The sequence below is a fragment of the Amycolatopsis sp. M39 genome (assembly GCF_001651785.1).
In the GTDB taxonomy this organism is placed as follows: Bacteria; Actinomycetota; Actinomycetes; order Mycobacteriales; family Pseudonocardiaceae; genus Amycolatopsis; species Amycolatopsis rubida.
The window spans coordinates 508808-529424 of record NZ_LWSF01000005.1; the positions used below are offsets into that span (position 1 = coordinate 508808).

Below are 20617 nucleotides of genomic sequence, written 5' to 3' on the forward strand. Positions count from 1 at the left end.
TACACCAAACTGAAGCGCGCCTTCGGATCCTGGCTGGCCGGACGAGCTGAGGTAGCGGACAGCTACCTCACCATGGAGGAATTCTGGGACGCCGCCGCAGCCCAGCGGGCCGGCACATCCGGCGGGACCTTCTGGGACACCTACGAACACGGTGATCGACGGCGGCTCGAGCAGGTGTTCGCGGAGGCCTTCCGATCCGACAGTTCCGTGCTGGTGAACTCGGGGATGTCCGCTGTCCACGTCGCACTGTCCGCGGTGCTCCGGCCCGGTGACACTGTGATCGTCGACCGGCGGTCGTACTTCGAGACGGGCGAACTGCTGGACACCGTACTGGCCCCGGCCGGGATCACCGTCGTTCGCGTCGATCTATCGCAGCCGGATCAACTGGACACGGCCCTGCAACGGTACCAATGCGCGGCTGTGCTCGTCGAAACGGCGTTGAACGCGCCGGTATGCACCGTGCCGGTCTTCGGAGGCTCTCCGTCACCGGTGGTTGTCGTCGACAACTCGATCCTCAGCCACGCCGTCGACTTCCGCCAGCTTGCTCGGGCGACCTGCGCTGAGCGGCTGCTGGTCGTGGAAAGTGCGATCAAGTATGCGACACACGATTGCAGTGCGGGCGTCGTCTACGGCAGCGGCGAAACGATCGAAGCAGTCCGTGCGTATGCCAGGCGGACGGGGCAACAGCTCCAGTCCAAAGCGTTCCATTTCCTGCGCGCGGCGGAGATCCGGTCACTGGCAGCGCGAATGGCACTGCACGCCGAACGCAACCGGCGATTCGTCGAGTGTCTCGACGGGACGCGCCTGGAAATCGCGAACACTGACTTCGCGGCAGCCGGCCGCCTCGACGCGTTCGCCGGCTTGGCGCGTCAGACAGGGCCCGGCAGCCTGGTCTTCCTTCGCACGGCCGTCGAACCAGAACGCGATTACACCTCGATTGTGAACCAGTGGGCGGCCCGGTGCCGTGACCGTCGCCTGCGCTTGGACATCCGCGCCGGCTTTGGCTGGGACGTGACCAGCGCGCGCAGCTACCGCTCCGGCTTCCTCAACCAGCCGGACGCCCCGACTTTCATCAGGGTGAGCTTGGGGATCGGGCCGATGGAGGAGGTCGAGGAAACGGCTCAGGAACTGCTCGGTGTGGTCAGTACACTCGCTGCTCGAAACCGTTCCGCGCGTTGAATTCCGCGATGGCGGCCCGGGTCCTGGCCTTGGTCGCGGCCAGCAGCCCGAGATCGGGCAGGTCGTTCCACTGAGGGCCGAACACCTTCGGCAGGTCGGAATAATGCACGACGCACTCGTCGACCCCCAGCGTGCGGCAAGCAGAGATGAGCTCGGGGCTGAGGTATCCGGCGACGGCGAGCTCGGCGCCGATTCGCGAGGTTTCGCGCCTGGCCAGCTCGATCGCGCGAAGAAGCGGCGAAGCCGGCTCAACCGGGCCGCGCACTGACCGGGATCGAGCCAGCAGCAGCGACGACAGGTCGTTGCACCCGATGACCACCCGGCTGATCCCGGTGCCAAGGAGCCGGTCGAGCTCGACGAGCGCGGCTGGCGTCTCCAGCATCGTCGCGACCGGGGTACCCGATGCGTGGCGGTCGATCTCCGCTACTGCCCACTCGAGTTCTTCGGCGTAGGTGACGAACGGGATGATCACCCCGACGTCGGCTCCTGCCGCGCGGGCCGTCGCCACCCCTCTCAGCTCGGCCCTGAACGCTTCCGGGTAAGTGCGCGAACGGCGGATTCCGCGGAGACCGAGCAAGCGGTCTTCCTCGACGAGAACCGCTTCGACGCCCTCGAGCACATTGGCTTCCGCGGTGTCGACCTCCATCGTCCGGTACCACACGCGGCGTGGTGCCGCGGTCGCCGCGACGGCGCGCAAATACGGCTCCAGGAACTTGCGCACCGATTCTTGCGCTGGATAGCAGCCTTCCGCTCGGAATACATATTCGCCGCGGATGAGCCCGACGCCGTCGAAGTGTGCGGCCAATGTTTCGTCGAATCTTTCATAGCTCAGAGCAACCGTAAGCCTCACTGCTCTCCTTCGCAGGGTGACGGGCAAACCTGGACGACTGTTGCATGGCCGCGGAGGAGCCGTCAAGATCGACCGACGGAACGCCGGACTTCCGGATCGGGAAACAAAGGTGTCGATTGTGGCGAGCAATTCGTGTATCGAAATCCGCGGGCTCACCCGCACGTTCACGGGACGGGCGAAAACGGCGGACGGGACGAGGAAGGTTTCCGTGGCACTGGACGACGTCGCGCTGAGCGTCGGGTACGGCGAAGTACGTGGCCTTCTCGGGCCGAACGGCGCGGGCAAGACCACGTTGTGCAAGATCATCTCCACGATCCTGCTGCCCACGAGCGGGGAAGTCCGGGTGTGCGGGCACGACGTCGTGTCCGAAGCCCGTGCGGTCCGTGCCCGGATCGGGATCGTCTTCGGCGGCGACCGCGGCCTCTACGGACGGCTCACCGTCCGGCAGAACCTCCAGCACTGGGGTGCGCTGTACGGCCTGCGGGGCCAGGCGCTGAACACTCGGCTCGACGAGCTCATCGGCCGATTCGGCATGACCGCGCGGCAGCACGATCGGGTCGAAGGCTTCTCTCGGGGGATGAAGCAGCGGGTCCATCTGGCACGCGGCCTGATTGGCGACCCGCCGGTGGTGTTGCTCGACGAGCCGACCGACGGCATCGACCCCGTGGGCGCACGCGACTTTCGGACGCTCGTCGAGCAGCTCCGCCGGGCCGGCAAGACGATTCTCATCACGACGCACGACATGGCCGAGGCGGAGCAGGTCTGTGACCAGGTCTCGTTCATCGACAACGGCAGGCTCATCGCCACCGAACCGCCGTCCGCGTTGGGATCCCTCGTGTCCCGGTGCGAACGGGTGGATGCCTGGCAGGTTCCCCAGCAGGTGCGCGAGCGGATTTCCCGCCTGGCCGGGGTGCGCTTGGTCGAGGAGCTTCCCGACGGGTACTTGCGGTTCCACGCCGACGACCAGGCCACCGCGGGCGAGATCCTGCTGTCTCTCGTGCAGGCCGGCGTGACCAGGGTGCGCAACACCGTGCCTGATCTCGAAGAGGTCTACCTCCACCTCATCGGTGACCGCGGAATGAAGGTCCACTGATGCATGCGGCGCTGAACGGCGCAGTTTTCCAGCTTCGCCTGCTGCGACGATCACCAGGCGACCTGATGGCTCTAGCGACGACGCCGCTCATGACGGTGATCTTCCTGGCGATCGTGCACCACGGTGCGCGCCCGGACCTGGAGGCGAACGCAGTGCTGGCACCCGCGCTTATCGCGCTGTGGGGCATGTCGTTGCTCATCGCAGGCGACATGATCGACGTCGAACGGGAAAACGGCACACTCGAGGCGCTCATCGCCGCGCCAACCAGCCTCTGGCCTTTGCTGACCGGTCGCATCGCGGTCGTGACGTCGGTGAGCCTGCTAGGACTGGCGGAGTCGTGGTGCGTCGCGAAGTTCGCGTTCGGAGTGACACTCACCTTGGGTTCGCCCACGGTCTTCGTCTTCGCGCTGATCGCCACCGTCTTCGCCATGAGCGGCTGGGCCGGTGTCATGAGTTCGTTGTTCGTATTGTCCCGGTCGGCACGTATCTTCCAGAACTCGCTGAGTTTCCCGTTCTACATACTGGGGGGCGTCCTGGTGCCCGTCGCGCTGCTCCCCGGCTTCCTGCAACCGCTGAGTCACGCGGTGTTCCTTTCCTGGAGCTCTGATCTGCTCCGGGAAAGCCTGTTGTCCGAGGCGCCGCGGGCACCGTTGCTCCGGATCCTCGTGATCGTGCTGTTGGGTGCGGCCGGCGGTCTTCTCGGCCGAGGCCTGCTCGCGGTGGTGCTCAACCGTGCCCGGACAACCGGAACGATTTCGTTCGGAAGCTGAGGAGAAATGACGACTTTGATCTCCACTGCCGCGGCCTGGTTGCGGGTGGGCCGGGCGGGCTCGGCGAACGCCTTCGCGGACTTCAAGGCGATGTACACGCCTGTCACGTGGACTTGTGGCTGGTTGACTCGGATTTTGGCGCAGGTGGCCTTCTACGCGCTCATCGGCCGCCTGCTCGATTCTCGCGAGCAGCAGGAATACTTGCTCGTCGGCGCGGCGATGACCGTGCTGGTGACGGAACTGATGCTGGTCTGCGCGTCGACGGCGTGGGAACGGCGGGCCGGAACGCTCCCGCTCCTGATCGTGGCTCCGGTGAGCTGGGTGCCCGTCTTCCTGGGACGCAGCGTGCAGTGGATCCCGAGTTCGCTCGCGACTTCCTCGGTTTCGCTCTTCGTCCTCGGCCCGCTGTTCGGTGTGCGGTGGACAGTCTTGACCGGAGTGCTCGCGTTCGGCGCTCTGGTGGTGAGCTGCCTTTCCAGCTACCTCTTCGCGTTCGCCATGGCGGTCGTCGTGCTCAACCGCCCGGAGCTGCGCAACCTCATGGGTGCGGTCGTCTCGGCTGTCACCTCCGCCGTATGCGGGGCCGTCGTTCCGGTGGGCTTCTGGCCCTTGCCTGTGCGCTGGCTGGCTCATCTTCTGCCACCGACCTACGGACTCGATGCGCTCCGTCGGCTGGCCCGTGGCGAGGTCGGCGTTCCGCTCCTGGCGGACGCGGGACTCGCCGCAGGCAGCGGATTGGCTTGGTTGGGGGTAGGCGCTTTGTTGCTGAAGCTGTTCCTGGACTCAGGGCGGCGTGAGGGCACGCTGGAGTTTTCCTGAGTTCCGCAATCCGAGGGAGAGGGATTCGATGTATATCCTGGGCCATGTCGAGACAGCCACTCGGTCCGAAGTCGTGCGGAGCGTGGATCTCCGCGCGGGCGAGCGGGTGCTCGAGCTGATGTTGCCGGATATCCTGAACTGCCACGACTGGGCGTACGAGCACAGCTGGTACCGCCACGAGTCCGCTCGTGACCAGCTGATCGTCACGCACATGGTGGGTGACGCGGTCGTCCACTACGGGACCCGGTGGTCCGGGGAACGCCGGAGGCGCGGATGGGCGTATGTGCGGATGGGCCAAGTCGCCCGGCGGTACGAGACGTTCTGGACCACCGCTGAACAAGCGGGTTGGCGCCGCCCGGACGCCGGAGAGCGCGACAGCCGCCGCGGCTGGGCACACAGCCTGGTCGAATACGCCATCGACCAGTTGCTGGCAGACACCGGCGACTGGACCGAAGTCTTCGAAGCCTGCCGGGACGGCGCTCGTGCGACGCTCCGCGACCCGGACTGGGTTGATACGTACGTGCACCAGCACACGATTCCAGACAGTTCGCTGAGCCGTACTTTCCCCGGACTCTATCTGGGCGCTGTTTCCCGGGCGCGGCAGCCAGACGAGATCCATCTCCGTGGCCTAGCCCTCAAGTTCGGCCTGGTCGAGACGGACGAGGTGCTCGACTGGCTGCGCACCTGGATGCGAGACATCGTGTCCGGTATCGGCCGCGAGGAGATGGAGCGGGCGCTGGCCAGCATCACCGAGGTTGTGGCCGAACCGGACGCCTACGCCTATCCGACGTCGTTGAAGGCGGCTGCACGGATTCCCGACCCTGCGCGCGTTCTCTGACGCGGCAAGACGTCCGAGAAGAAGCTGGGGGCCTCCGCTTGTGCAACGGAGGCCCCCCAGCACTTGTTCTCTCTGCACCCCTCAGCGACCGGACGCGGACTGCTCGAAGGTTCGGGATTCGAGCAGTGCGGCAATGCGCCGCCAGGAGTTCACACAGCGTTGAGCCGCGTCGGCGATCGCGCGGGTGCAATGGGCGGGAATGCTCTCGACGAGTCGTTCCCAGTCATCGTCGTGGGAAGCGTGGGCGTCGAGCAACCGGAGGAGTACGCGACCGGACTCGCTCAACCGCAACGAGGGATCTCGTTTCAAGACAGCGACCAGGTCGTCGAAGGTCCCAGCCGCTCTCGCGGCGGACGACGGGTCGCCCCGGCCGAACATGCCCGGCGGTGCCAGCCAGCGAGGCTCGTCGTCGATCTTCCGGACCCTTGGCGGCAACGGGTCCTGGCCGTTGCGGAGTCGTTCGCGGACGTCCTTCGCAGTGCCGATGGCTATCCCGGCGGTCCGGGCGATCTCGCGCAGCGTCGCGTCCGGATTCCGCCCGAGGAACTCGGCGGCGCGCCGCCGTCCCAGCGCCGGATTGACCGGCCGTACCCGGCCGTCGTGTCCTACACGGCCGTTCGACCTCGGAATCTTCGAAGTCGAACGCGCGCGTATCGTGGCCACCGTCTTGTCGGAGACACCCGCCGTCGCCGCGATCGCCGCGTTCGACCAATGAGAATGGGTCTCGAGGATCCTGACCACGGCCGCAGTGCGGTCGGCTCGGCTCAGCGGCAGCCCATGGTGGGCGTTGCGGCGGACAGCCTCGATAAACGCCTCGTCCGAGTTCCCGTCGAAGAACACGACGCCGATCCGGTCCTGGTGGCGGAGTGCCGCTGCCTTGAGCCTGTGCATCCCGTCGACCACGCGCATCGTCGTCCGATGCACGACGATCGGAGGCAACGGGCGATCCAGCGCCGCGAGAGCGTGCACGTGCTCGTCGGATTCGCCTGCTAAGCGCGGCGAATCCGACGGCGTCAGCAGGTGCAGGGGAATCGAGACGGTGGTCGACGCCGGTGCCGGTTTCCGGGCCATGACTACCGTGAACTGCCCGTGCCGCATCGGGTCAGGTTCTCGGACGTGTGTCGTTTCGCTTCTTTCCGAATCCGTGTCAGACGGCTTGCCCATCATCGATTCATCCAGACCATGTAACCGCTCATCCTCCCCATGCACGGAAGCCGGACTCGGCGCGGGATCGCTGCACAACGCACGTTCCCGCGGCCGTCGTTCGGACGGATCGGGAGAACGTTGCCAGATCCCGCTACCGGTCCGGCACTCCGCAGCTACTCGACCAGGCCGAGCAGTCCGGTCGAGCGTTGTCTCAACGGAACTTCGGCGTGGAGAGGCATTTTGCACGGCAAGAGCCGTCGGCGGCACGCTTGACCCGGATCAGTGCGCGTTCTCAGCGTCGGCGGCGAAGCTGACCCACTCGGTCGTCGGAAGCCTTCGCGCCATACGGGTATCGTGCAGCCCACGATCATCCTGGAGCACCCGTTCCTCCGGATCTTGGCGACGTCGTCGCGCTTTTCCTCCTGCTCGCGCACATCGAGGACTGAACCTGGTCTCCGCGTTGCCGCATCCGGCGCGAACAACGCCGTGCGGACCTACGCGGCGTCGTAGTGGAAACCACACCTGAAACAGTCTCCCGCCTCGGCTCTGCCCAACGAGTCAAGGTGGAAACGAGCGTATGCTCGTTCGTGCATGTTCGCAGGGTAGGTGTCGAGCGCGTCACGCCAGTGCCGCTCGGCCGTCGCCATATCGCCGCGAGCGTAAGCGATATGGGCGAAACCCTCAAACGCACGCGCTATAAAGCGGGAAAACGAGTATTCGCGCGAATAGCTCATCGCCTGATCGAACACCTCGGAGGAACTAGCTGTCGCGCCCGAGGAAAACCATGCCTCGCCGATCGTGCTGAGAGCCTCGCATTCCACTCGCCGAAAAGCGAACCTCCTCGCCAACGCAAGGGCTTGCCTGCCGAAGTCGATGGAATCCTCCACCTTGCCTAGCGAGCGTCGCGTCGCACTCATGCCGACGAGTCCGAGGGCCTCGCCATGGCTGAAGCCGCCGCGCACGCTGTCCTCGTACACCCGCGAGAAGAGCTCGTCAGCCTTGTGGTGCTCCCTCCTGAAGTGGGCGATCGAGGCGATGTTCCACAGCGGGACAGCGGTCCCGCGGATCGAATTCGTCCGGCTGCGCTCCAGTTCCAGAGCTGCGTGCAGGTAGTCCAGAGCCTCGTCGAACCTGCCGAGGTCTCGGCATGCCACGCCGAGGTTGTTGCGGATGGTGCGCAACATGTCGATGTTCTTCAGCTGTGCCGCTTTCTCCTCGGCCGCGAGGTAAGCGTCGAGGGAAGCTTGCAGCCGGTCTTCATTCGAGAAGAGCGCACCCAGATTGGTCAACTGCTCCATGTGGACGGCCTCGTCCCCGCTCGCGCGGCTGAGACGCAGCGCCCTGTTCAAGTGCTGGTGCGCTTCGGCCGTCGAGCCGCGCTCCCGGTGCACGGCCGCCAATCCCTGCAGACAGATCGACTCGGCCAGCTCGCTGCCGTCCGAGCGCGCTGAGGCGACGCCCAGTTCGCACAACTTTCGCGAGTTACCGTCGTAGTTGCGGCTTCGCAGATACGGCTGGACCATGCAGGCGAGCTGCCACGCAGTCCGGTGCCAGTTTCGCTCGGCCGCAAACTGGGCCGATGACACGATATTGCCGAACTCGTATTCGAACCCGCCGGCCGATGTCGAGGCCTGCACCTCGGCGTCTGTCCAGAAGGCGGGTCGTTCCGCTTGCGGCATCCCTAATTCGATTCGGCTGAGCGGCTCGCAGTGAGCAAATGCGGCGTGCACGTAGTAGTCGAGAAGCGCGCGCTGCGCCAGGTCTCGGTCCTCACGGCTGTCGACGTCTACGCACAGTTCATGGGCGCAGTCACGAACAAGATCATGGAAGTAGTACCGCCCCGGCACATCCTGCCGGACCAAGTTGTCGTCCAGCAGTGCCTCGAGTGTCTCCTCCGCTTCTTCCGCGGAGATACCGGCGAGTGCGGCCGCCGCGTATTTGTCGAAATCAGCGCCGGGGTGCAGGCCAAGCATGCGGAAGACGCGCTTCCCCAACGGCCGGAGGTAGCGATAAGAGACCCGCAGCACGTCCGCGACGCTGCAGCCCTCGACTTCGAGAAACTTGCCGCGCCGCGCCTGCCCCTCCAGCCGAATTACCAAATCGGCGACGGTCCACGCGGGACGTTCGCGAAACCGGGAACCAGCGATGCGCAGCGCCAGCGGCAAGCGGCCGCAAAGACGCACCACGTTGGAGATCGCCTCCGCCTCGGCCTCCGTCCGCCGTTTCCCCGCGACCAGCCGGAACACCTCGATCGCGTCCGAATGGGGCAGCACGTCCAAGTCGATGGACGTCATTCCTTCCAGCGCGGCGAGCTTGCGGCGGCTGGTGATGACGACCAGGATGCCAGCCGTCCCCGGGAGCAGCGGGCGCACCTGCTCCACGTTGACTGCGTTGTCAAGAACGACAATCGCGCGTTTGCCGGCCATATGGGCCCGCCATCGGGCCACCCGCCCCTCCAGCGCCGGCGGCACCAGTTCGCCCGCGACACCGCTGTCCCGCAGGAGCGAATCCAGTGCTTCCGCAGGCGTCAGCGGTTCGACGCCGAGCGTGAAACCGTGGAGATCGATGAAGAACTGCCCGTCCGGGTAATCCGCCAGCACGCGGTGTGCGAGATGTACCGCGAGAGCCGTTTTGCCGACTCCGCCCATCCCGCCGATCGCGGAGATCGACAGCGCTGTCGGCGACGAGACTTCGATGTCCGCCAGAAGGTCGGTGAGCTCGTCCGACCGGCCGAAAAAGTCCCGAGTGTCGTTGGGCAGATAGCACTGTGCCGGCCGCTCGGCGGCCAGTGCTGAGGAGTGCGTGCCGGGCGCTTCGAGCGTTCTGATCTCGCCGTTGACCAGAACGCCGATATCTCGGGCTCCCTGCAGGATATCCGCGTGCAAGGCCCGCAACTGCGGGCCGGGATCAGCGCCGAGTTCTTCGGCGAGTTCGCGGCGCGCATGGTCGAACACCTCGAGCGCGTCCGCCTGCCAGCCTGCCTTGTAGAGCGCCAGCATGAGGTTGTAACGCAGAGACTCTCGCAACGGATACTGAGAGACCATCTCCCTCAGTTCGCCGACGACGGTGGCGAACTCGCCGGAAGCCAGCCGGAGCGCCGCCAAGCGCTCGCGAGCGACAAGCCGCCGCTCCTCCATGTTGGTCGCTATCGCGTCGATGGCAGGGCTCGTTATGCCGAGCAGGACCCGCCCCCGCCATAAAGCCAGCGCTTCTCTCAATTCGGCGACAGAGTTGTCGAGGCAGCCCATCGGGTCGATGCGTTCGACGTTCTTGATGCGATCGCTGAAAACGTGCAAATCGATCGCGCTGCGCTCGGCCTCGAGCAGGTACCCGGCAGGGCTTGTCGAAATCTGCAATCCAGGGTAGCCGGACAGTGTCCGGCGCACGCCGGCCACCGCGTTGTGAATCTGCTGGCGAACCGACTTGGGCGGCGCCTCCCAGAGTTCGTCAACGAGCCAGTCCACCGAGACGGTGCTGTTAACGTTCAGCAACAGGAGCGCAAGGAGCTTCTGCTGCCGCATGCCATTGATGGCTATCGCCTGTCCTGCGTGACGCACTTCGAGTGGCCCGAGTGCCAAGAATTCGACTGCCACTTTCCCCTCTCGCTCTACTGACCGCCTACCGAACGCACCCGCGAGCGCGAGTACCGGTACCGAGTCCAGCTCGCAAGCCTACCCACATGGTCGTCAACGTCGAACGGTTTCCGGCTGAGAACTGACAGGTTCGGCCCCGACGGCCGGTGCGAGATGTCCGGCCGCGCCCGCCCGCCGGCTTGTCCTGCACCGAGCGAGCCAGCAGCGAAGCCAGCTCGAACTGTACTGCACCGAGCGATGCGGTCCAGTTCCCATGATCAGCCAGATGGAGCAACCGCTCCGCATGGCGGCCCGGCCGACGTCGCAAGCGGCCGGACCGCAGCACCCATCGGCCTTCAGCGAAGGGGTAGCAGTTGGGTAGAGATCGAGTAGGCCGAGTGCTATAGGAAGTCGCTGATCACGCTCAGCGAGCGTGGTTAAACGAGGGAGGGAATTTCTATGAAGAGGTCTTTTCTTGCTGGCCTAGCGATCGCCGTCGCCGTCGCCTTCGCGTTCTTCTTCACCGCGTCGGGCTCCGCCAGTCCGAACTCGGATAGCAAACCCGCTGCCGTAGGTGTAGAGACGGTTTTGTGAGCTGATTCGACGGCACGCCGAATGCGGAGAAGATTAAGTCGCAATACCGCGCTGGACGCTAGCGGCAAGAGTTTCGTGGCTGCAGCGACCACCTTGCTTCTCACCTTGGTTTTCACTAGCCTCTCCGGAGCCGTCTCCGGCTCGTCGACGGGCTGGCTGAGCGAGCGACTTCACTCGTATTCACTATTGTGGCCACAAGGGTGGTCTTTCTTCACCGGACTTTCCCGTGACGACGTCTTTGTGGGATACAAAGTCATCGACGATACCACGAAGCCGAACGCAATCGGCTTCGTGGAACAGAGTCGCGCGAAGTTTACCGACCGTCTCGGCGGACTGGACCGGTCAGGCGACACACAGCAGTACGAGCTCACTCAACTGGCGAGCCTGGTTCCGGAGCAGTACTGGCAGGGCTGTCATGCGCAGACCCCTTCCAGTTGTCAGCCAGCCTTCGATGCCGGCCGCTACGTCCGCATGAAGAATTTCTCGAAAAACCGGACGTGGTGCGGCAAGATCGCGGTTTCAGCGGCCAGCCCTGCACGCGTCACACTGTCGACGCTGCGCGGTATCCCACGAGTCATCGACCGAATCGCTTTGGTAGACCTGCAATGCGGTGGTTGACCAGGGCGGCCCGGTCGACGCTGGATGCAGCCGGCCGTTACGACCCTCGAGGGCTTCCTCTTGCGATCGGCCGGACCCTGCTTGCGGTTGCCACGCTTACCGAACTGCTGTTTACCCCGACCGCTGGCCTTTTTGGAGATGTCTCCGGCAAGGACGGCGGCGCGCACTGCGACGGAATCAGGTCGCTTTCCCCCTGGTGCATCAGCAACCGCGTCACCGGCAGCTTCGGTGCCGCTGAAATCACGGCGGTCGTCGTCCTTGCCGTCGTTGCGTCCGGATACCGGCCTAAGTGGACTTGCGTTCCGCATTGGTACGTCTCATTCGGGCTCGCGGTCAGCATGTCCGTGCCCGATGGCGGAGACAGCGTCGCGAAGATCGCCACGTTGCTCGCGATCCCGCTGTGCCTCGGCGATGGCCGTCGCTGGCAGTGGACAGCACCTTCGAGGCCGCTCGCTCCGCCCTGGCGTGGGTTCGCGCTCGCCACAGTGATGACCGTTCGTCTGCAAATCTGCATCATCTACGCCAGCGTGACACTGTCGAAGCTGATGGACGAAGCCTGGTCGCACGGCAGCGCGATTTACTATGTATTCTTCGACCCGGTCAACGGCCTGCCGCCCAGCGCGCGGCGATCGCTCAGCCCGCTGCTGGAATCGCCTTGGATCATCGGTTCGCTCACCTGGTCGGTAATCGGCATTCAGCTGGTGCTGGCCGCATGTGCCCTCGGCACGCACAAAATGCGCGTGTTTTCCGTGGTCTTGGGCATCGCCCTGCACACTGCGATCATCGTTGTGATGGGGTTGCCCAGTTTCGGCCTGGTAATGATCGCCTTGCTGACGATCTCCCTCGCACAGTCGCACAGGCATCCCTCCTCGCTCGACGGCGACATCGCCATGACAGAGGGCAAGTGCACAGCTGAACAGAAATCATCCGCGATTCTACAGAAACTCACGGCAGGGCTTGATGACCTCTCACGCGATGGTCGAACCGATCGATCCGGCGAATTCAGACCGTCTGACGCTCGAGGATGTTTACGAGGTGATCGCGTCCAGCAGCCGACTCGACAATCCGGAAGCCCCAGTACTGACGTTCGACGAAGCCGTCGGCAGGCTCAAGAACCCGCAACCGGGTCTTGGCCAGGTCCTGCGCTGGGCAGTGCGTCGGGGCAACCACGTCGTCGGCCTCGCTTCCTCGTACTTCCCCGAGGCCGAGAACAGTCATCTGGGCCTCCTCGAGCTGACCGTGCACCCCCGGGCCCGCCGCGGCGGCATCGGAACGGCAGTCCTCCGCACGATAACGCCGGAGCTGCGGGTACGCGGACGCACAGTCGTGGAATGCTGGAACATCACCGAGGGGGGTGCCGGTGCGTCTTTCGGAACCGCGCGCGGCTTCGAAGCGGTCAGCACGACAGTGCTCCAGATGCTGTCGATCAGCACCGTCGACCGTTCCGTGTGGGAAGTCGAGCCACCGATCGGCTACCGACTGGTCTCCTGGTGCGGCCTCGCTCCGGACGAACTGCTGGCCTCCTACGCCGAGGCGCGGAGAGCGATCGCGGACAGCCCGTTCGGCCGTTCCGCATTCCGATTTCCGGCCTGGACCGCCGAGCGTGTCCGCGAGTCCGAAGCAGACCGCCGGCACCGCGAAATCGATCACCGCGTAGTCGCGATCGTGAGACAAGATTCCGACGAGGTCGTTGGCTTCACGGAGCTGCAGGTCTACCCGCATCGCAAGAACTTCGCCTACCAAGGCGACATCGCCGTGCTCGCCCAGCATCGCGGGCACTCGCTGGGTTTCTGCGCGAAGGCTGCCATGCTGCGGTGGCTGCAGACCGAGCGGCCCGAAGTCGAGCAAGTCATGACCTCGACGACAGCAGCGAACTCGTACATGGTCAACGTGAATCTCGCACTCGGCTACCGCAGCGCGCGCAGAATGGTCATTCTTGCTTGCGAGACCGAAAAACTGGCTCAGCTTCTTCGCGCATAGCCGAGCAGTCGAGCTCCGCCGCTGCGCTGGTGCTACACCTCGCCCGAATGGCATCGCCGGGAAAGTGACGCAATTTTTCCGTCCCGCTTGACGTTTTGTCGGGCCGGTGTAGGGATGTCGAGGGCTGCCAGCAGTCATCTGGAGATGAGGCACCAGGGGAAGGCGGCCTGGCAGGAAGCCAGGCCGCGTCCGGGTTCGAGAGTGAGGCGTTGGCCGTGTGCTGTCCACGCTCGGGCCGACGCTTCGACTATGACCGGTTCGTGGCCGAGCATGGCGAGAGCGCGGCAGATGTTGTCCCCGGAAATCCGGGTGACGGCGGCTTCCTGGGGCCGTTTGCTGACGATGACCGCGACGCGTATGAGTTTCCCCGTCCCTGTGGTGGTCAGCGTGTTCTGGGCGAGGTGAAAGGGATGGCTCGCTCGGCGTAGAAGCGGGTGAAGTCGTTCACCCGCACCGCGGCCGAGCGCTGGCTCTCCGGCGTGTCGCCGGAGGGGTTGTGGAAGACCAGGGCGCCGGGAGTGGCCGCGTGGACGAGGACGAGGTGACCGCTCTTGCTCGCGGGTGTTTCGCCGGGGCGGCGGATCTTCGGGCTGACCGAGGCCATGGCCCAGTGGCTTCCTGGACGGCGTGATGCAGTTCGTGGACGTCCAGCCGGGGCTCGACTCGCGAGTCGAGCGACCAGCGAGTGCGCGCGTAATCCACGAAAGGCGCGTAGATGAGTCCGTCGAGGCCGTCCGAGCTGCGCCGGTACCCGCCTGCGGCGAGAACCTCTCGGCCGAGGCCGATCGTGGTCGCGGATACGCCGTGCCAGGCGGCGAGGATGCCCTTCAAACACGCCATGCCGCAGGCGCGCCAGCTCCAGAAGGCGTACTCCTGCGGGCTGTCGGCTCCGGAGCCGGCCCGGCGCGGATCGTCCTCCACGGACATCTCGCCGCGAATTATGGGCCCCACCAATTTCGGAGATTCCCATTGCGCGAAGTACGGAACAGCGGTCGGCGGCGCGTCGAGTGTCATCGAGGCTCTCCCGCGGGTTCTTCGGAGGTGTTCGGAGCCTCGACTTGAGGATCACGCGAACGCGGCACCAGCAGCGCGGCCGCGGACGCGACAATTCCGCTGGCCAGCAGCACGACCCGGACGCCGGCGATTTCCGCCGCGAGGCCGCCGACCAGGGATCCGAACTGCATGGTTCCCCAGGTCAGCCAGCGGTACACGGCGTTGACGCTGCCGAACGGGGCCGTTCTCGGCCAGGGCGCTCAGGTCGGTGGCGAGAGCGCCTACGCGTTCGGTCTTCCAGCTGGTGAGCTCTTCGACGGAGTAGGCGCTTCCGGTCTCCGGACCCGTCGACACTCCCGTGGTGAGAGGTGCACAGCAGGATCAATTTGCGAAACGCGTGGCGGTCGTCGTCGGTCATCTGGTCGTCGTAGTGCAGGCCGTCCGGCCTCGCCGCGCGGATGTGGGCGATCCTGGCCGTGGCGACGGGGAGGTCGCCGTTCATCTTCATGACTGCTTGGGGCAGCCGCACGCGTAGCAACGGCCAAGGCTCAAGGCCAACAGCGCCTCTTTCGTCGGTGATCGCGTGGTCCAGGCAAGGGTTCAACTCTCGCCTTCGTCGCCAGGACACCTGACTCCAGGTGTACGGGTCGTTGCGGACTGTACGGCCCCCGACTGACAGTTTTGGGCGGGCGAGTCATCGTGGCTGGCGAGACCACCTTTCACTGATTTACTTATTGACATCCATCAAGGTCTTGAGCGACTATCGATGTCAATAAGTCAGGGAGGTGCACGTGCCTGATGGTGACTACATCGCCTGGCACGCGGCAGCGAAGTGGCGCAAACTTGCCAACCTGCTGAAGTCGGGTGCATCGGACATCGAGATCGAAGACAGCGCAGCTTCCGCTGTCGCCAAGACCATCCGAGCGTCCGGCGGGGTGCCTGACTTCGCAGCGGCTGCGCAACAGGTGTTCGCAGCCGTCGCCGTCGACTCTGCGGTGGTGGCCCGCCCCAAGCCGTCGGCGACCGTGGTCGACCGGATGCTGTCGGATTCGATCCAGGCACTTGCGGTCCGGTTGCAGAACTCGATGCAGTTGGTCTCTCCGGCCCAGGCCGCTCAGCTGCTGGCGCGCCAGATGATCGGCCGGATCGTGGCGGCTGGCATCGACCACGACGTGCCTGCTCTTGTCGGCAAGGGGCACTTCACGGCGGGGGAACTGCAGACTGCGCTGCGCAGGGTGGTTGACTCCACCCCTATGAAGGAGCTGGCGATCCGGTGGTTGGCGCATCCGACCGGCATCGGACTAAGGGCTCCGAACCGCAGAACCGCTGCCAAACCGCTCGACGAACTGCTCGGCACTGCTTTGGATGAGCTGTGAGCGCCGTCTCGCGAAGCGTTATCGCCTTTCGCTCGTCGTCTGACCGGGCGGCGAGACGCATCGAGTTCGGGGTGGACGCTCGGCTGGACGGACAAGGCGTCCCCGACGTGCTGTCCCGTCAACTTGACCCGCTCGCGGCGGACTTGCTGGAAGTCGCGGCCGCCGTTTACGCCGTCGACCGCAGCGTGGTCCGACCGCGCTACGCGGGGTTCGAACGCGGGGAAAACTGGGCGCGGCAGATCGACCTGACGATCCCGGTGCGCTGCCGGGAACGCTGGGAGTCCGTGCGGACCGACCTGGCGGAACTGCTCGCATGGCTTACCGACGACGAATGGTCCGTCTCGTTCAGCGAGTCGGATCGCGACAGGCTCACCGGAGGCCAGGGATACCTGGTGAGCACCTTGCCGGATGACATCGAGCCGGTGTTGTTCTCCGGCGGCCTCGACTCGTCCGCGGGGCTGGCTCTCCGCCTGGGCGGGCCGCCGCTGCTGCCGGTCAGCGTGCGCACGAACAACGACATGGCTGGGGTCCAGGAGCGCGTCCTGTCCCGACTCCGCGGCGTGTCCCGCGAGGTCCTGCCAGCGGCCAGTTTCCGGGTCAACCTCACCCAGTCCAGGACCCGAGCTCCTGGGGCGAAGCAGGAGAATTCCCAACGCTCGCGCGGTCTGCTCTTTCTCGCCGCGGGCATCGCGGTGGCGATCACGCTCGGAAAGGGACGGCTGTGGTTCCTCGAGAACGGGATCGGCGCGATCAACCTGCCCTACTTGCGGTCCCAGGTCGGATCGCAGGCGACGCGGTCCGCGCATCCGCGGACGGTGCAGGCGATGGCCCGGCTGGCCGGGACCCTCACCGGTCAGGATTTCGCAGTGGAAACGCCGTTGCTCGGCCTGACCAAGGCCGAGGCGGTGTCGGCTGTGCCGCCGGAATACGAGCACGCTATCGCGTGCAGCGTGTCCTGCGACACGGGATTCGCGTCCCGGATCAGCGGGCATCCGCCCTGCGGCACCTGCACCTCGTGCTTGCTGCGGCGGCAGGCGGTGACAGCTTCGCGGTATCCGAAACTCGACGAGGGGAAGCGATTCCGGCGGATTCCGGACCGGACGACGCCGGAGCTGGCCGCGATGCTGTGGCAGGCTTCCCGGATCGAGTCGCGGCTGGCCGAGCAGGATCCGTGGAGCGGCTTCGTGGAGGAGTTCCCGGAGATCGCCGGAGCTGCGGAGTTCGTGCCCCGGGACCGTCTGCTGAGGCTGTTCGGCGCCTACGTCCGCGAGTGGCCTAAGGTTTTGGCCTCGATGGACGTGCCGGTCGGAGACTGGTTCAGCGGGCAGGAATTGGCTTCGTGACGACGGGAAAGACGATGGAACAGACCGAATCGGCCCAGGCGCTCGCCTCGCGGATTCGGGGTGCCCGCGAGGCGGCGAACCTCACCCAGGCACAGGCGGCAGCCGAGCTGGGCGTGAGCAGGCCGACACTCATCGCGATGGAAAAGGGCACCCGGTCGGTCAGTCCGCCGGAACTGGTCAAACTCGCGAACGCCTATGGGCGCGACGTCGCCACCCTGCTGCGCCCGACCGCGCCGCCGGCGTCGATCCGAGCCAAGTTCCGTACGGCGTTCACCACCGGGCCCGACAAGAGCGAACAGCTCGAGACCGCCGTGTCCGAGCTGGAGGAACTGGCCGACAACTACGTCGATCTGCTGCGGCGATCCGGATCGAGACTGCCCGGCCGACAGCCCGCGAGCAGATCGCTGGACTATCTCGCGCCCGACCGTGCCGGCGAGGACCTCGCGACGGAGGAACGCAACCGGCTCGGGCTCGGCGACGGGCCGATCCAGCAGCTCCGGGAGATGCTCGAAGTCGAAGTCGGGCTCCGGGTGTTCTTCCTCGACCTGCCCTCGAAGATCGCCGGGCTGTTCATCTACGTCGATCCGCTCGGCGGTTGCGTCGGTGTCAACCGCAACCACCCAGCCGAACGACGGCGATGGACGATGGCGCACGAATACGCCCACTACCTCTCCTCGCGCGACCGCAGCGAAGTCACCCCGATCGGCGCACGGGGCAGGATCCCGGACACCGAACGGTTCGCCGAGGCCTTCGCCGGGAACTTTTTGATGCCCCGCAACGGCATTACCCGTCGTTTCCACGAACTCAGCCGGGACAACGGAGGAAAGCCGACTCCGGCGACCATCGTCCAGCTCGCGCACGCCTACCGGGTATCGGCTCAAGCGCTCTGCCTTCGCCTGGAAGACCTTGCGCTGGTGCGCCCGGCGACCTGGGATCGGCTGAAGGACAACAACTTCCAGCCGCGAGCCGCGGCGGAGCGACTGCGGTTGCCGAACCTTCCCGACAACGGCTCCCGGCTGCCGTATCACTACCGCACGCTTGCGACGCAGCTGTTCGTCGACGGAGACATCACCGAGTCGCAGTTCGCCCGCTATCTCGGGACCGACATCGTCGGCGCGCGTGAGGAGTTCGAGCGCTTGACCTCCACCACGGATGTAGGGGACGACGGAGAGATGCAGGTGCTCGACCTCCTCGACGGCGTGGAGTGATCCGTGCCGTCTCCGCTGTTGCTCGACGCTTGCATCGCGATCAACCTCGCGGCCACCGGACGCTCACGCGACATCGAGGAGGTGCTCGAGCTCAAGTACCTCATGGTGGTACCGGCCGCGAAGGAATGCGGCAGCATCGAACTCGCCGGCGACCTGCCGATCGTGCGGCGCGCGCACGGCGGAGGCGGGCAAGCCCTGGTGGCCGAGGTTCTCTGGCTGATCGAGGCGGAATACGACATGTACGTCGAACTGGCGGCGGACGTCGACGACGGCGAAGCCGCGACCGCCGCGACTGCACACCATCGGTCCATTTCCGCCGCGACCGATGATCGGAAAGCCCGTCGCGTCATGAAGAGCTTAGGTCTGGCCGAGCCGGTCGGCACCCCGGAGCTCCTCAGGGACTTCGAAGCTGCAGCCGGGCTTCCGCCCGAAGAAACAGGCGCGATGCTCAGAGACGTCCGGGACAGGGCTCGTTATGTTGCTCGCCGGAACGACCCCCTGCACGACTGGTGGGAAGACCGGCTTCAGCGCTGACGGCGCGAAGGCCCGCGACTGGCCCGGACCAGCTCCGCCTGCGGCCAGGGCCGATTCACTGGCATGGGCGTCGCTGTCTCGGCAGCTGTCTGGCGCGATCGCGCGTACTGGATGCTCCAAGAGGCCGAAGCCAAGACCCGGCTGTTCCGCACTCTCGGGAAACGCGGTCTGAGCTGATTTGGTACCGCATTTCCGACACGAGCAAAACTCTCGCGTGGTGCATTCTAGGAGGGTCGAGGCCTCGTCGGCCGCAGTTAGTCGGACGCGGCTTGCAGGAAATCGCTCAATCGGCCCGCCTTGTTGATCCAACCGCGTTTGCTGGCCTGTTTCCGCGAAATGAGGACGATTCCCGCGCGTTCGAACGCGGCCGCCAATGCGTACGGATGTCGCCGCGTGGACTGGGTGCAGCCGCTCGGCCAGCGCCCGCTGAATCCGTCCGGGCTCAGCAGGTGCGGAACTCGGTGCGTTCAGGCCAGCAGATCTCCGCGAAAGCACCCGTCCAACGGTCGCCGCGTGCCGGTCGACGGGCGCAGGGAGTCCGCTGCGGCGTGTTTTCCGGTCGGAGTCTGGTTCATCGGGATGATGTGCGTCTCGTCCAGCAGGGAGGCACGCCTGGCGACGACGACGGGAAAGTTGTTCCGGCTTTCCGGCCGAGGAGCTCGAAGCCAGCCTGCGGCCGTCTTCCCTTTGCCGAGCCTGATGCCTTCGAAACTGGAGTAGATGACGACCTCGCAGCCGTCGATGATCCCCCGGTAGGTTACGTCCGCGGCATGTTTTCCTCCGGACGGGCGCAAGCGCAGTGCGCGTGCCCACTGGGCTGCCGTGGCCGGGGCTCCGGGCCCGCACTCGACGGGCGGAAAGCCGATCACCTGACGGGAATTTCCTCGCTGCACTACGAGGGACTCGTAGTGCAGCGAGGGGTCGTTTTCCCTGGCGCGAGCGGTGATCGCACGTCGCAAGTTGGCGTCGCGTACTTCATGCAGCGGCTTGCGTCGCACCGGTACTCCTGGTTCGTTCCGTCGTCGTCAGGTTGACCAGGACATCTTGCCGTACCGGCCGATTACCCGATCGAGTTCCCCGGTTTTGCAGGAGCGGGCCGGCCCGGGCGAAGTGTTCGGGAACGCTGGGGCCCGATCGGTGAGGCGTCTTCCGTCCGCCCTGGTCGGCGAGACCGGCAACCTGATCATCGAGCTGGAGGACCTGTGGCCTCCACCGCCGCGCCGCGCGACGACCGGTTCGCGGCCGTCACCGACAATCTGACGGTCGGCGGGTTCTCATTCATTTGTGCTGGGCAGCGTGGGTTGTGGGTTGTGTGCGTTTCAGTAGTCGTTGGATCTCGGTGGCTTGTGGTGCTTCGAGGCGTCGGTAGATGTCCTGGGCCGATGGACGGGAGACCGCCAACTCGTCGGTTCCACGGTGCGGTGAGCGTGGTAGGGGTCGGTGACAGCCCTTGCCAAGGCCACGTTGGCACGCCTGTTCCAAGGTCGAAGCGGCGAGGTTCCGGTGTGTGGAATCGTGAGATGGACTCGCATGCCGCCGCCCCGCGACCATCGTCGTCGGACGGAGGAGTACGAGTCTTGACGAACTCGGTCCGCCCGCTGGTGGTGGCCGAATCCGAGCTGTCCGCGGCGGCCGCGGCTGCTGAACCCATCACCCAGAACAAGGAGTCCTGAGGCGTGGCCAATCTATTCCGGCTCTCGAAGC

17 protein-coding genes and 1 pseudogene are annotated in these 20617 nt (G+C 65.7%); 12 read left to right on the plus strand and 6 right to left on the minus strand.

What is annotated here, in order from left to right; translation table 11 throughout:
* The first annotated feature begins 72 nt into the window (after positions 1 to 72).
* A complete protein-coding gene (locus tag A4R44_RS16875; protein WP_232791643.1) occupies positions 73 to 1179 on the plus strand; it encodes a PLP-dependent transferase in 1107 nt (368 codons plus the stop codon).
* On the opposite strand, the gene A4R44_RS16880 is transcribed toward A4R44_RS16875, so the two are convergent.
* Complete coding sequence (locus tag A4R44_RS16880) at positions 1142 to 2335, minus strand: putative PEP-binding protein (protein WP_232791637.1); 1194 nt, start codon at positions 2333 to 2335, stop codon at positions 1142 to 1144. The two genes, A4R44_RS16875 and A4R44_RS16880, sit on opposite strands and share 38 nt — an antisense overlap.
* On the opposite strand from A4R44_RS16880, the gene A4R44_RS16885 reads away from it, so the two are divergent.
* The 4 genes from A4R44_RS16885 to A4R44_RS16900 are packed head-to-tail and all read left to right on the plus strand — an operon-like array spanning position 2238 to position 5549.
* On the plus strand, positions 2238 to 3122 hold the full coding sequence (locus A4R44_RS16885; RefSeq protein WP_198545306.1) for an ABC transporter ATP-binding protein: 885 nt from the start codon (positions 2238 to 2240) through the stop codon (positions 3120 to 3122). The genes A4R44_RS16880 and A4R44_RS16885 overlap by 98 nt on opposite strands.
* Positions 3122 to 3892 (plus strand): ABC transporter permease, encoded by a 771-nt coding sequence (locus A4R44_RS16890; protein WP_067581093.1) that lies wholly within the window; start codon positions 3122 to 3124, stop codon positions 3890 to 3892. Before A4R44_RS16885 ends, A4R44_RS16890 begins: the two co-directional genes overlap by 1 nt.
* A gap of 6 nt (positions 3893 to 3898) precedes the next feature.
* The gene (locus A4R44_RS16895) at positions 3899 to 4711 is read left to right on the plus strand and encodes an ABC transporter permease (RefSeq protein ID WP_067581095.1); all 813 of its coding nucleotides are present in this window, start codon (positions 3899 to 3901) and stop codon (positions 4709 to 4711) included.
* 28 nt (positions 4712 to 4739) lie between these two features.
* Complete coding sequence (locus A4R44_RS16900) at positions 4740 to 5549, plus strand: hypothetical protein (RefSeq protein WP_067581097.1); 810 nt, start codon at positions 4740 to 4742, stop codon at positions 5547 to 5549.
* Positions 5550 to 5630: 81 nt separating this feature from the next.
* On the opposite strand, the gene A4R44_RS16905 is transcribed toward A4R44_RS16900, so the two are convergent.
* The gene (locus tag A4R44_RS16905) at positions 5631 to 6647 is read right to left on the minus strand and encodes a ParB N-terminal domain-containing protein (RefSeq protein ID WP_157904898.1); all 1017 of its coding nucleotides are present in this window, start codon (positions 6645 to 6647) and stop codon (positions 5631 to 5633) included.
* Positions 6648 to 7189: 542 nt separating this feature from the next.
* Positions 7190 to 10288, minus strand: coding sequence for a BTAD domain-containing putative transcriptional regulator (locus A4R44_RS16910; protein ID WP_157904899.1), 3099 nt, complete (start codon positions 10286 to 10288; stop codon positions 7190 to 7192).
* A 648-nt stretch (positions 10289 to 10936) separates the two neighbouring features.
* On the opposite strand from A4R44_RS16910, the gene A4R44_RS16915 reads away from it, so the two are divergent.
* The 3 genes and pseudogenes from A4R44_RS16915 (at position 10937) to A4R44_RS16925 (ending at position 13459) form a co-directional block, all read left to right on the plus strand.
* Positions 10937 to 11479 carry a hypothetical protein gene (locus A4R44_RS16915; protein WP_143132591.1) on the plus strand — a complete coding sequence of 181 codons (543 nt, stop codon included), beginning with the start codon at positions 10937 to 10939 and terminating at the stop codon, positions 11477 to 11479.
* Positions 11467 to 12309, plus strand: a pseudogene (locus A4R44_RS52400) (sporulation-delaying protein SdpB family protein); the annotation flags it as partial. The gene A4R44_RS16915 and the pseudogene A4R44_RS52400, both read left to right, overlap by 13 nt.
* Before the next feature lie 130 nt (positions 12310 to 12439).
* The gene (locus A4R44_RS16925) at positions 12440 to 13459 is read left to right on the plus strand and encodes a GNAT family N-acetyltransferase (RefSeq protein ID WP_095213391.1); all 1020 of its coding nucleotides are present in this window, start codon (positions 12440 to 12442) and stop codon (positions 13457 to 13459) included.
* A gap of 382 nt (positions 13460 to 13841) precedes the next feature.
* Here the strand turns inward: A4R44_RS16925 and A4R44_RS45750 are convergent, their stop codons facing one another.
* On the minus strand, positions 13842 to 14063 hold the full coding sequence (locus A4R44_RS45750; protein ID WP_093576304.1) for a hypothetical protein: 222 nt from the start codon (positions 14061 to 14063) through the stop codon (positions 13842 to 13844).
* Between the two features lie 406 nt (positions 14064 to 14469).
* A complete protein-coding gene (locus A4R44_RS16935; protein WP_067581107.1) occupies positions 14470 to 14670 on the minus strand; it encodes a hypothetical protein in 201 nt (66 codons plus the stop codon).
* 573 nt (positions 14671 to 15243) lie between these two features.
* Here A4R44_RS16935 and A4R44_RS16940 point away from each other — a divergent pair.
* From A4R44_RS16940 to A4R44_RS16955, 4 genes are all read left to right on the plus strand, one after another.
* On the plus strand, positions 15244 to 15828 hold the full coding sequence (locus tag A4R44_RS16940; protein ID WP_067581109.1) for a hypothetical protein: 585 nt from the start codon (positions 15244 to 15246) through the stop codon (positions 15826 to 15828).
* Between the two features lie 71 nt (positions 15829 to 15899).
* Positions 15900 to 17171, plus strand: coding sequence for a 7-cyano-7-deazaguanine synthase (locus A4R44_RS16945; RefSeq protein WP_067581111.1), 1272 nt, complete (start codon positions 15900 to 15902; stop codon positions 17169 to 17171).
* A 14-nt stretch (positions 17172 to 17185) separates the two neighbouring features.
* Complete coding sequence (locus A4R44_RS16950) at positions 17186 to 18379, plus strand: ImmA/IrrE family metallo-endopeptidase (RefSeq protein ID WP_143132589.1); 1194 nt, start codon at positions 17186 to 17188, stop codon at positions 18377 to 18379.
* Positions 18380 to 18382: 3 nt separating this feature from the next.
* Positions 18383 to 18913: a hypothetical protein gene (locus A4R44_RS16955; protein WP_067581113.1), complete on the plus strand. Its 531-nt coding sequence runs from the start codon at positions 18383 to 18385 to the stop codon at positions 18911 to 18913.
* Between the two features lie 467 nt (positions 18914 to 19380).
* Here the strand turns inward: A4R44_RS16955 and A4R44_RS16960 are convergent, their stop codons facing one another.
* Positions 19381 to 19911, minus strand: a complete 531-nt coding sequence (locus A4R44_RS16960; protein ID WP_157904900.1) for a hypothetical protein — start codon at positions 19909 to 19911, stop codon at positions 19381 to 19383.
* Between the last annotated feature and the right edge of the window lie 706 nt (positions 19912 to 20617).

Coding starts and splice junctions, on each gene's coding strand:
- A4R44_RS16905 (WP_157904898.1), bottom strand. CDS start 6,647: ATGCGGCACGGGCAGTTCACGGTAGTCATGGCCCGGAAACCGGCACCG.
- A4R44_RS16875 (WP_232791643.1), top strand. CDS start 73: ATGGAGGAATTCTGGGACGCCGCCGCAGCCCAGCGGGCCGGCACATCC.
- A4R44_RS16950 (WP_143132589.1), top strand. CDS start 17,186: ATGGAACAGACCGAATCGGCCCAGGCGCTCGCCTCGCGGATTCGGGGT.
- A4R44_RS16890 (WP_067581093.1), top strand. CDS start 3,122: ATGCATGCGGCGCTGAACGGCGCAGTTTTCCAGCTTCGCCTGCTGCGA.
- A4R44_RS16900 (WP_067581097.1), top strand. CDS start 4,740: ATGTATATCCTGGGCCATGTCGAGACAGCCACTCGGTCCGAAGTCGTG.
- A4R44_RS16880 (WP_232791637.1), bottom strand. CDS start 2,335: ATGATCTTGCACAACGTGGTCTTGCCCGCGCCGTTCGGCCCGAGAAGG.
- A4R44_RS16925 (WP_095213391.1), top strand. CDS start 12,440: ATGACCTCTCACGCGATGGTCGAACCGATCGATCCGGCGAATTCAGAC.
- A4R44_RS45750 (WP_093576304.1), bottom strand. CDS start 14,063: ATGGCCTCGGTCAGCCCGAAGATCCGCCGCCCCGGCGAAACACCCGCG.
- A4R44_RS16895 (WP_067581095.1), top strand. CDS start 3,899: ATGACGACTTTGATCTCCACTGCCGCGGCCTGGTTGCGGGTGGGCCGG.